The sequence below is a fragment of the Carboxylicivirga sp. genome, from assembly GCF_982718395.1.
Window position 1 is genome coordinate 1 of the sequence record NZ_CEXQWX010000175.1, and the last position, 11987, is coordinate 11987.

At 40.0% G+C, this 11987-nt stretch carries 8 protein-coding genes; 6 read left to right on the top strand and 2 right to left on the bottom strand.

What is annotated here, in order from left to right; genetic code table 11:
- Together AC4MRQ_RS21730 and AC4MRQ_RS21735 are read left to right on the top strand one after the other, a co-directional pair.
- Positions 1-1284: alpha-L-fucosidase (locus AC4MRQ_RS21730; RefSeq protein ID WP_491199830.1), on the top strand; the 1284-nt coding region annotated here is incomplete at its 5' end.
- A 10-nt stretch (positions 1285-1294) separates the two neighbouring features.
- Positions 1295-3898, top strand: a complete 2604-nt coding sequence (locus AC4MRQ_RS21735) for a GH116 family glycosyl-hydrolase (protein ID WP_491199831.1) — start codon at positions 1295-1297, stop codon at positions 3896-3898.
- Between the two features lie 504 nt (positions 3899-4402).
- On the opposite strand, the gene AC4MRQ_RS21740 is transcribed toward AC4MRQ_RS21735, so the two are convergent.
- Complete coding sequence (locus AC4MRQ_RS21740) at positions 4403-5302, bottom strand: helix-turn-helix domain-containing protein (protein WP_491199832.1); 900 nt, start codon at positions 5300-5302, stop codon at positions 4403-4405.
- A gap of 70 nt (positions 5303-5372) precedes the next feature.
- Complete coding sequence (locus AC4MRQ_RS21745; protein WP_491199833.1) at positions 5373-6089, bottom strand: GntR family transcriptional regulator; 717 nt, start codon at positions 6087-6089, stop codon at positions 5373-5375.
- A 158-nt stretch (positions 6090-6247) separates the two neighbouring features.
- Between AC4MRQ_RS21745 and AC4MRQ_RS21750 the strand changes: the two genes are divergently transcribed.
- The 4 genes from AC4MRQ_RS21750 to AC4MRQ_RS21765 form a co-directional block, all read left to right on the top strand.
- Positions 6248-7558: a dihydrolipoamide acetyltransferase family protein gene (locus AC4MRQ_RS21750; RefSeq protein WP_491199834.1), complete on the top strand. Its 1311-nt coding sequence runs from the start codon at positions 6248-6250 to the stop codon at positions 7556-7558.
- A gap of 3 nt (positions 7559-7561) precedes the next feature.
- Complete coding sequence (gene lpdA, locus AC4MRQ_RS21755; protein ID WP_491199835.1) at positions 7562-8929, top strand: dihydrolipoyl dehydrogenase; 1368 nt, start codon at positions 7562-7564, stop codon at positions 8927-8929.
- 30 nt (positions 8930-8959) lie between these two features.
- Positions 8960-11428 carry an alpha-ketoacid dehydrogenase subunit alpha/beta gene (locus AC4MRQ_RS21760; protein WP_491199836.1) on the top strand — a complete coding sequence of 823 codons (2469 nt, stop codon included), beginning with the start codon at positions 8960-8962 and terminating at the stop codon, positions 11426-11428.
- Between the two features lie 11 nt (positions 11429-11439).
- On the top strand, positions 11440-11987 hold a 548-nt coding region (locus AC4MRQ_RS21765; protein WP_491199837.1), incomplete at its 3' end, for a PHP domain-containing protein.

The window sequence follows — 11987 nt, forward strand, 5'->3', positions numbered from 1 at the left end:
ACTGAATGGTATCAGTTTTGGTTACAACAGCATAATATATTTGGTAATAACAAGCCTAACAGGGACGCTATTCCAAATTTACAAAAGTCCGTTTATGGTGAGGAATCCAATTACTATGATTTTGGAAAGATGTTCAAAGCGGAGCTTTATGATCCAGCTGAATGGGCTGAATTAATTAAGAATGCAGGTGCTAAATATGTTATCCTGACGAGCAAGCATCATGACGGATATACTCTTTGGCCGAATAAACACGCCCAGGATGGTCGTGGCTTCGCCTGGAATGCAAAAGATGTTGGTCCTAAAAAGGATTTGATAGGCCCATATGTTGAGGCCATGCGTGATGCAGGATTAAAAGCCGGTTTATATTACTCCTTATATGAGTGGTATCATCCATGGTATTATCCGTTAGGGAAAGACAACAAGAAGTTTGTCGATGAGCATTACCATCCCCAATTTAAGGATTTAGTGAATAAATATGCACCTGATCTGATTTATGCAGATGGAGAATGGGATAAGGGTGATGATTACTGGAAGAGTGCAGAGCTTATCCAGTGGCTTTATAATGAGTCACCATGTAAAGACTATGTTGTCATCAATGACAGATGGTTTGCCGGTTGTCGTCACAAGCATGGTGGTTATATGACTACTGAATATGAAACGCATGGTGTAGAAGGTCATTTATGGGAAGAAATTCGTGGGATCGGTACCAGCTTTGGATATAACAGGGATGAGGATTTAGCCGATTATGCATCCGGCAAACAGCTTATCTTGATGCTTAGTGATATTGTGAGTATGGGTGGAAACCTTTGTTTAAATGTAGGTCCTCGTGCTGATGGTAAGATACCTGTTATTCAGCAACAACGATTGATGGAAATAGGAAATTGGCTGAAGATTAACGGAGAGGCTATTTATGGTACTAAACCATATAGCAGACCCTGCCAGTGGAGTAAAGGTAACCGTGAGATTAAGCTAAAGAAAGACGGTGATAAATACATAACTGCCGATTACATCGAGAGACAAACATTATATCCAACTAAAGGCGATGCAGTAAAGGAGATGTTCTTCACTACAAAAGGAGAGACTTTATATGCCATTTTACCACAATGGAAAAAGAAATTGACTATTAAAGATTTGCAATTAAAAAATAGTTCTGAAATCATTTTATTGGGAGCTAATGTAAAATGCAGTTGGAAAAAAAATGGTAAAGATATTATTATAACGATGCCACAGTCGGATATGACATGGAATATCGATAAGAATGCTTTTGTATTAAAAATTCAGTAAATAGATAACAATGAGTTTATTAAAACATATAAGTATAATATTAATGATTGGCTTTATGCCAATCATTAATATAGTTGCACAGGAGAATGCAAAAGAGGTTTCAAATACCCAAAATTTGCATGATCTTAAATGGCCGTTATTAAAACATTATAATGAGAGCCAAATTTCTAAAATTGCGATGCCAATTGGAGGTATTGGTACCGGAACAGTATCTTTAAGTGGTCGTGGAAGTTTAGTGAATTGGGAAATTATGAATCGTCCTGGTACTGATTACAGTACTGTTATAAAAGGTAATAATGCTCCATTTTTCGCAATTCATATTGATGATGGTACCAACAAGGTGACCAAAGGACTTTTTGGACCTTTATTTGATTATGAATATGAGCATATGGATGGCAAGCCTGTTGATCATCATGGCATACCACGATTTAGTAATGCTACTTTTGATGCAGCTTATCCTTTTGGTGTTGTTAATCTTTCAGATGAAAATGTGCCTGTTGATGTAAAGATTAAAGCTTTTAATCCATTAGTTCCCGGTGATGCTGATGCCAGTGGGATTCCTATTGCTGTATTACGTTATGAAGTAACGAACAAGACTAATCAAGATATTGAAGTGTCAGTTTGTGGTTCTATACGTAATTTTATTGGTAAAGATGGAAGTAAATATCGTGTTGACTGGAGAGGTGAAAGAGATTATTATGGTGCGAAAAAAAACATTAACAAATTTTTTGATGATGGCCAGTTAAAAGGTATTGACTTTTTACCCGGCGATATTAATGAAGATGACCCTGCATGGGGAACCATGGCTCTCTCAACAGATAATAGTGGTCAAATTACTTATCGAACATCTTCAGTGGTTGATAGAGTTTGGTTTAATGGAATGTTGGATTTTTGGGATGATTTTAGTGCAGATGGTTTGTTGTCGGAAAAGGATAAACTTGCGGATGATGATCCCATGGCATCATTATCAGTTAAGCAGAAGATACCTGCTAATAGCACTAAAGAATTTGAATTTTATTTAACATGGCATTTCCCAAATAGAAAAGGATGGTCGCAAGAAGTTGTTGGTAATTACTACACAGAGCAATATAAAGATGCTAAAGATGTGATTAAAAAGACATATCCTAAATTGAAAGAGCTGGAAAGTAAAACCTTACAATTTGTCAATTCATTTGTCAAATCAGATTTGCCATTGCCAATTAAAGAAGCAGCACTATTTAACTTGAGTACTTTACGTTCACAAACTGTTTTTAGAATTGCCAGTGGTCATCTTATGGGATGGGAAGGATCAATGGATCAAGTTGGTTCATGTGCCGGTTCCTGTACGCATGTATGGAATTATGAACAGACTGTTCCTTTTATGTTTGGAGAATTAGCGAAAACAATGCGAAATGTTGAGTTTAATTATGCAACGAGAGCTAACGGAGCTATGTCATTTCGAGTTGGTTTGCCATTAAGCAGGGCACAATGGATTGGTGTGGCAGCTGATGGCCAGATGGGATGTATCATGAAAATGTACCGTGAATGGCAGCTTTCCGGAGATGATGAGTTTCTGAAGGAACATTGGGATAACGTTAAAAAGGCTCTAGAGTTTTGTTGGATTGAGAAAGGCTGGGATGGAGATGTAGATGGAGTTATGGAAGGATGCCAGCACAATACCATGGATGTTGAGTATTTTGGCCCTAACCCACAAATGCAATTATGGTATTTAGGAGCTTTAAAGGCAACCATAGAGATGGCTTATGTTGTAGGTGATAAGAAATTATCATCTAAATGTAAAAAATTATATCAGGCCGGAAGCAAGTGGACTGATGAAAACTTGTTCAATGGTGAGTATTATGAGCAAATTATAATGCCACCTGCCAGTCGTGATGATATAGCTCCTGGCTTAATGGCTGGTATGGGCGCAAAAGATGTTAGTAATCCCGATTATCAGTTAGATAAAGGCTGTTTGGTTGATCAGATGGTAGGGCAATATATGTCGCATATTTGTGGCTTAGGTTATTTGATAAAACCTGAAAATGCTCGTACTACTATGCAAAGCATCATGAAATATAATTATAAAGACAATCTTCATAATCATTTCAACAAAATGCGTTCTTATGCCATGGGTGATGAGTCTGGTTTATTGATGGCCAGTTTTCCGAAAGGCAGACCTAAAGTTCCATTCCCCTATTTTCCTGAGTTAATGACAGGATTCGAATATACAGCTGCTGTGGGCATGCTTTATGAAGGAATGGAAGAAGATGGGCTGAAAGTGATATCAAGTATCAGAGATCGCTATAATGGTGTGCGTCGTAATCCTTTTAATGAGATTGAATGTGGTAATCATTATGTAAGAGCTATGGCAGCATGGGCAAGTATATTAGCGCATACGGGTTTTAGTTATTCAGCGGTTACACAATCTATGAATTTTAAGAAACGAAATGGAGTGTGGTTTTGGTCAAACGGTTACAGTTATGGTACGGTAAGTATTGAAGGAGATGATGTTCAGTTAAAAGTGTTAGGAAGTGATTTGAAAATCAAAAAGTTTATTTTAGATCATAGTAAAGTGAAAACTTTTAAAAATACAATAATCAAAAAAGGAGATACTATTGCCTTTACATTAAAATAAAGAAATATTATCAGAATGAAAGATAGTCTGTGAGTAAAACAAATAATTGATATATCTCAACAGCCGTGGCTTGTTGGATGTACTTATTTATCTTACCAAGGGAGGTCTCATGGATGTATTTAAACGTAGTATGAAATACGGTCGCAAAAGGTTTGTGAGAAGTCAGCTGAAGTCACTGTACCGAGTTATGAATTGATTTGGGAAGGACTGAACCTGGTATAGGGGTAAGAATTAACTGTTACCAAATGAGTCGTTTGTAGCCAGGTGCTCGAAAGAGGCTCCTCGCTGGAAGATAGGACGGAATCCGAAAATAAGCGAGAGTGATGTTTCTCATTTGGATAATTGAAAGCGAGATTCAACCTTCTTTCATTTTTTTAAGAAGGTGCACTGGGAACTGCCGTATACGGAACCGTATGTATGGTGGTGTATATGGGAGGTGCACTAGTGAGATTTATTTTCTCACGCCATCTACCTGGTTTAGATGAATTTAAAGTCATAAGACTTTTAAGTGTAAATCCTAAATTCTTTTTTATACCGGGCTGGTGAATAACCTGTTACTTGAGTGAAAATGCGCGTGAAGTGATATCGGTCGGCGAAACCACATCTCGCAGAAATTTGCTCAATAGAAAGACTTGAATGGTGAAGCAGGATACAAGCTTTGTCAATACGCTTTTTCTTAACGTACTTTTGTGGTGATACACCTGTTTCATTGGTAAATAGTCTTGTAAAAGCATTGGTTGCCATTGAGGCAATTTGAGATAATTTGGTATTGTTGAGTTCTGATGTTAAGCATTTCTCAATATGACTTATGACCTTAAGGATGCGGTTATCACTGGTTATATTGTGCCACTTCTCTTCAGGTAATGAAGATAATAGATAATTAATGATGGCATTAATAGATAATGTTGATTGAAATGTGAAGCGGGCATGCTCGTAATTCAGGTGCTTTTTGATACCTGCCAGCATCGTATTTATTTCTTTACTGATGGGGAGTGAGTATATTCCTGGCTGAGCGTTATCATATGGCATGCCAAGGTTAAAATGAATAAATAAATGGAGCAAGTATTGTTCGTTCAAAGGCAGTTTTTGACTTACTCTGCCGCCTTTTAATGAATATCCATGTTGGGGAATATTGTGATTAAACAAGTATGTGGAGTAAGAAGTGTTGGGTGCAATAAGAATTAATCTGTCAGGAGTAATTTGGATATGATCGTTATTATAAATAATAGCAGCACCTTCAAAACTATTGTGATACACTCTCCAGAATGGGAACGATAAATCCTTGAATTCCCAGTTTTGAAGCCACCAGTACCTACAGCAATGAACGTTAATTTCATACCTCGGAAATGTTTGATTAATGTCCGAAGGATCCGCTATTGATGGCCTTTGTATCTTGTTATTCATGCTTATTTACTATTGTCTGAAGCATTTTTTCCACCATTTGAATCAATCTTGAATCTTGATATTATAAAGTCTAAAAAGTACCGTACAAGCCATAATTCTCAGTGTTACAATACACCTGACTGTAAAAGAAAAAACCTTCTTTGCTGGTTTCCATTTTTCGGTCTAATCTTAAAATTGGATGACCTGCTGCTACATTGAAATACTGTTGAATTTTCTCGTCTGCAGTTATGGCCATTAGCTTTTGTTCTCCTCCACTTATTTCGATCTGGTACGATGTACGCATAATCTCAAATAAAGAGCGATTTTCAAAATTACGACTGCTAAAACGTGGTAAATTAATGTTTGGAACAAGCGTGATATCGTAGAATATAGGTTGTTTATTCATGATCCTCAACCGTTCCAGACAGTAGCAACCTACTTCTTTCTCAAAGTCAAGTAGCGGAAAGCCAAAAGCATCTTCGCACATTACAAGCGTTGGCTTAACAATTATTTTAGTCTCCAGGTTATCTTTACCAATGGCCGAAGTAGTCCCGGAAAGCGACAGGATACCAACACCCTGTGGTTGCCCTTGCACTATGCTTCCCTTCCCTTGCTTTTTGCGGATATAGCCTTCATGTACTAAGCGGTCCAGTGCCTTACGTACTGTGGGGCGCGTCACCTGGTGAGTGGTGCATAATTCATTTTCAGAAGGCAAGATATCACCCCTGTTATATTTACCGTCCGTAATATGTTTTCGTAATTGTTCGTAAAGAATTTTGTATGGAGGTAACTCCTTTTTTAATGTCATATTTGAAATTTTTGTAAATATAAGTGAATATAAATGTATATACAAGTTACTTGTAAATGGTGTCAAGATGTTGTTAATGAGTAATAAAGATTAAAATTAAAAATTAACTTGTATATACATGTGATCGTAAATAACTTTGTTTCAAAACAAAATGAATCATGGCTAACGCAATCATTATGCCTCGCCAGGGGCAATCTGTTGAATCCTGCATATTTACAGACTGGTATAAACAAGTGGGAGATGAGATCAGGAAAGGTGATATATTATTTGCATACGAAACAGATAAAGCTTCTTTTGAACAGGAAGCGGAAGAAGAAGGGATACTTTTAGCAACTTTTTGTGAAGCTGGAGATGAAATTCCTGTTCTTCAAAACATTGGTGTAGTTGGACAGGCTGGAGAAGATATCAGTTCGTTTCAACAGGGAGGTGGAGCAGAAGAAAAAGAAGATACCTCTGAGCCTGCAGAAGTAATAGAGGATAAAGAATTGCAAGTTGAACTGGTGTTAAAGGAAACGGTGAATGGAGATAAGGTAAAGATATCTCCACGTGCCAGAAAAATCGCTAATGCGGAGCTTGTTCCATATGAGATGATAGAAGGTTCAGGCCCCGAAGGTCGAATCATCGTAAGGGATATAGAAGCTTACTTGGCTTCGATGCCAAAAACTAGTCCATTAGCCAAAGAAGTGATGAAACAAGAAGGTCTGGAGATGCCTGACAAAGGAAGTGGATTGGACGGCATGGTAAGAGCAGCTGACCTTTCTGCCAATCCGGTTTACGCCAATGATTTTGAGATTAAGAAATTACCAAATATTCGCAAGCTGATAGCAAAAGCAATGCATGCTTCCCTGCAAAATTCAGCGCAGTTAACTCACCATTTGGGTGCTGATGCCCGCCGTTTGCTCGAACTGCGTCAACAAGTAAAAGCAACAGAAGGAGCACCGAATATCACCATTAACGATATGGTATGTTTTGCGGTTATTAAAGCATTAAAGCAGTTTCCCGATGCCAATGCCCACTTTTTAGGCGATAGCGTTAAGTATTTTAATAAAGTTCATTTAGGCCTGGCTGTAGATACCGACCGAGGCTTAATGGTTCCGGTTATTAAAAATGCGGATGATTTATCGATAACAGGCTTATCAAACCAGTTTAAAGAGGTAGCTGAATCGTGCCGTCAGGGAAGTATCGATCCTGAGTTATTATCATCAGAAGCCGCTTCGTTTACCGTTTCCAACCTGGGTAATTACGGAGTGGAAATGTTTACACCGGTAATCAACTTACCACAGGTCGCCATCTTAGGTGTTAACACCATTGTGCCCCGTCCGGCCGATTTGGGTGGCGGAGCTTATGGCTTTGTGCCTTATATTGGTCTCAGTCTGACATACGACCACCAGGCATTGGATGGCGGATTGGCAACGCGCTTCCTGAAGCAGATTGCCATTGAAATTGAAAACCTGACAATCGACTTTTAAGCCATGGAAAACAGATATGATTTAGCAATAATCGGAGGCGGGCCTGCCGGATATGTAGCGGCTGAACGCGCCGGTGCCAAAGGCCTGAAAGTAGTACTTTTCGAAAAGAAAGAATTAGGTGGTGTGTGCCTCAATGAAGGATGCATGCCTACCAAAACCTTATTATACAGTGCCAAGCTGTACGATAATGCCAAGGCTGGGAATAAGTATGGTGTTGAAGCAGGGGATTTATCCTTCAGTTTTGACAAAATGATGGCACGTAAAAAGAAGGTGGTTAGGAAACTCGTCGGTGGCGTTGGTGCCAAAATGAAACAGTTTAAAGTGGAAGTTATGAATGACGCTGCTTTTATTAAAGGACGTACCCAACGGGGTATCGAATTAGCATTTCATGAAGGAGAGATATTGGCTTCGAACCTGCTCATTTGCACGGGTTCTGAAGCTTTTATCCCGCCAATACCGGGAGTGGAAGACAATTCGGATATATTAACCAACCGGGAAATCCTGCAATTGGAAAAGCAGCCTGATGAGTTGGTAATTATTGGCGGCGGAGTTATTGGAATGGAATTCGCCAGCTTCTTTAATAGCCTTGGAACCAAGGTTACCATTGTGGAAATGATGGATGAGATTCTGACCGGAATGGACGTAGAGATGAGTGCCCTATTGCGCCAGCAATATGCTAAAAGAGGAATCGAGTTTAACCTGTCATCAAAAGTCACTAAAGTTGAAAGCAATAAGGTGTTCTTTGAAAAAGACGGACAGACAAAAGCGGTTCAAGGCGATAAAATATTAATGAGCGTTGGACGCCGACCTGTTGTTAATGGCTTTGGTTTGGAGAATCTGGGTGTGGAGCTATTTAAAGGTGGCATCAAGGTGGATGAGAAAATGCGTACCAACATACCTAATGTATATGCTGCTGGTGATGTTACCGGCTTCTCTCTTTTGGCTCATACGGCCAGTCGCGAAGGTGAAGTTGTTGTCAATAATCTTAGCGGAGGAGAAGATCAAATGCGATACAATGCTATTCCTGGAGTTGTTTACACCAATCCGGAAGTTTCGGGTGTTGGATTAACCGAGGAAACTGCCAAGGCTAAAGGCATCGATGTGAAAGTTGCTAAATTACCAATGGCTTATGCGGGTCGTTTTATTGCCGAAAATGAAGGTGGTTCAGGCCTTTGTAAAGTGCTGGTTGGTGCTAAATACGGTGAAGTATTAGGGGTGCATATGCTAGGTAATCCTTCCAGCGAAATGATCTATGGGGCCTGCATGGCCATCGAAAATGAAATGACATTGAAAGAAATGGAACAGGTGGTGTTACCGCACCCGACTGTTTCAGAAATATTCAGGGAAACGGTATTCGCTCATTCCCATTAATCTCAGTTGCTAATTATAAAAGAATAGAAAATGCCAAAGTCACAATTTATAGATCCAGCAAAGGTTCGTCAATCAAGTAAAATAGAATTTAAAGATATACCGGTCAATCAATATGATAAAACAATCGAAGACGAGAAAGTAAATTTCTCAAAAGAGCAATTTGTCGGTATTTACCACGATATGGTTCTGATTCGTGAATTCGAAACCATGTTGAATGAAATTAAAGTAAAGGGAGAATACCAGGGGATTGGTTACAATCACCCCGGTCCGGCTCACTTATCCATTGGTCAGGAATCAGCCGCAGTTGGTATGGCTTACCACCTCGATGAGCAAGACTTTATTTTTGGTTCGCACCGTTCGCATGGTGAGATATTAGCGAAAGGAATGTCAGCCATTCATAAAATGGATGATGAGGCCTTGATGGAAGTGATGAAAAACTTCTTCGACGGAACAATTTTAAAGATTGTATCAGAGAATCATCAGGGTGATTTAAAATCGCTGGCGCGCCGCTTCCTGGTTTACGGAACACTGGCTGAGATTTTTGCCCGCGAAACAGGCTTTAACAAAGGTTTAGGAGGATCGATGCATGCCTTCTTTACGCCATTTGGTGTCTATCCAAACAATGCCATTGTAGGTGGTTCGGGTGATATCGCTGTTGGTGCTGCCTTGTTTAAGAAAGTGAATCAGAAAGATGGTGTTGTGGTTGCTAATATTGGCGATGCTTCCATGGCCTGTGGCCCTGTTTGGGAAGGATTGGCTTTTGCATCGATGGATCAGTTTGAGCAATTGTGGGAAGGTGCCTATAAGGGTGGTTTACCAATCATCTTCAACATCATGAATAACCAGTACGGTATGGGTGGTCAAACTTGTGGTGAAACCATGGGCTACGACATTGCCGCACGTATTGGAGCCGGTGTTAATCGCGATAGCATGCACGCTGAGCGAGTGGATGGTTATAATCCATTGGCCGTGATCGATGCTTATCAGCGCAAACTGGAATTATTAAAAGATAAAAAAGGTCCTGTATTATTAGACGTACTAACCTATCGTTATAGTGGTCACTCGCCATCCGATGCCTCTTCATACCGCATTAAAGAAGAGATTGAGGCATGGGAAAAGCAGGATTGTATTGCTTCATTCGGAGCTGAGTTGGTGAGGGCAGGTATTGTTGCTCAGGATGAATTAGATGGTATTAAGGCTGATGTGACTGAGTTGATGAAATATTCCATGACTTTAGCCATCGACGAAGAGGTGTCACCACGTATGGATTTGGTGAAGCATCCTGAGATTATCGGAGAGATGATGTTCTCTGAAGGCAGTGAAGACAAGATGGAAGATCGTCCGGTGGAAGTGAATCATCCGATGGAAGAGAACCCGCGTGTGAAGCAGATTGCCAAGAAAGAGCGTTTTGCTTTTGATGCCAATGGCAAGCCATTCTCGAAAATTAAGCAGTATCAATTGCGCGATGGTTTGTTCGAAGCCATTGTTGACCGTTTCTATAAAGATCCAACATTAATCGCTTATGGTGAAGAAAACCGCGATTGGGGTGGTGCATTTGCCGTGTACCGCGGATTGACTGAGGCATTGCCTTACCAGCGCTTGTTTAACTCGCCTATTTCTGAGGCTTCTATTATTGGTACAGCTATTGGTTATGCCATGTGTGGTGGTCGTGTGATTCCTGAAATCATGTATTGCGATTTCTTAGGTCGTTGTGGTGATGAGGTGTTTAACCAGTTGCCTAAGTGGCAGGCTATGTCGGGTAATGTAATTAAGATGCCGGTGGTAATCCGTGTATCGGTTGGTTCTAAATACGGGGCACAGCACTCGCAGGATTGGTCATCATTGGTAGCGCATATTCCGGGTTTGAAAGTTTGTTTCCCGGCAACACCATACGATGCCAAAGGATTGATGAATACAGCCCTCCAGGGAACCGACCCGGTTATTTTCTTCGAGAGCCAGCGTATTTATGATATTGGTGAGCAATTCCACCAGGGAGGTGTACCTGAAGAATATTATGAAATTCCATTTGGTGAGCCGGATGTGAAGAAAGAAGGTAAAGACATTACAATACTATCAATTGGTGCTAACGTTTATCGTGCATTGGAAGCGGCTAAAGAGCTGGAAGAGAAGTATGGTATGTCGGCCGAAGTAATTGATGCCCGTTCCATTGTGCCGTTCAACTACGAACCGGTTGTTGAAAGTTTGAAGAAAACTGGTCGTATCTTATTAACCAGTGATGCTAACGAACGTGGTTCCTTCCTGAAAGATATGGCGCAGCGCATTACTGAACTGGCTTTTGACGAGTTAGATGCACCGCCTGTGGTAGTTGGTTCGCGCAACTGGATTACACCAGCGTACGAGTTGGAAGACTATTTCTTCCCAACTAAAGAGTGGATGCTAGATGCCATTCATGAAAAAATTGTGCCTTTGAAAGGACATATGGTAAGCAACAATTTTACCAATGCGGAAATGATTCGTCGCTCAAAACTAGGTATTTAATTCTGCTGAATATGGGCTATTTAGATTATGTAAAAGATTTCTCACCTGAAACCATTTCTGCAGAGAATCAGCCTTTATTGGTTAATAATCATCTGCATACTCCTTTTTCTTTCAGTGCTTTTAGTTCAATCGATGAAGCACTGGATCAGGCATTAGAAGAAAATGTACATGTGGTAGGCGTGAATGATTTTAATACTTTCGAAGCATATGGGCAATGGTGTGAAGGTGCCTTTAAAAGAGGACTTTATCCCATGTTTAATGTGGAGTTTATTGGCATTAATCGTGAGGATCAAAAGAATGGATTGTTGATCAATGACCCGTCTAATCCAGGGCGTATTTATCTTAGTGGCAAAGCTTTGGCATATCCTTCTGTTTTGACTGAAGAAGATCAGGGGATTCTGGATGGAATTATGGCTTTGAACAACAAGCGTTCAGAAGAGATGACATTAAAACTAAATGATTGGTTTAAAGAAGTCGGTTTTGGTTATGAGTTAGGCTTTAAGGCGATTAAGAAGAATCTGAGCAAAGGTCATGTTCGCGAACGCCATTTGGCATTAGC

Bases quoted from the DNA above. Each gene is read 5' to 3' on its own strand.
- AC4MRQ_RS21760 (WP_491199836.1), top strand. From the start codon at position 8,960: ATGCCAAAGTCACAATTTATAGATCCAGCAAAGGTTCGTCAATCAAGT.
- AC4MRQ_RS21740 (WP_491199832.1), bottom strand. From the start codon at position 5,302: ATGAATAACAAGATACAAAGGCCATCAATAGCGGATCCTTCGGACATT.
- AC4MRQ_RS21735 (WP_491199831.1), top strand. From the start codon at position 1,295: ATGAGTTTATTAAAACATATAAGTATAATATTAATGATTGGCTTTATG.
- AC4MRQ_RS21750 (WP_491199834.1), top strand. From the start codon at position 6,248: ATGGCTAACGCAATCATTATGCCTCGCCAGGGGCAATCTGTTGAATCC.
- AC4MRQ_RS21745 (WP_491199833.1), bottom strand. From the start codon at position 6,089: ATGACATTAAAAAAGGAGTTACCTCCATACAAAATTCTTTACGAACAA.
- lpdA (WP_491199835.1), top strand. From the start codon at position 7,562: ATGGAAAACAGATATGATTTAGCAATAATCGGAGGCGGGCCTGCCGGA.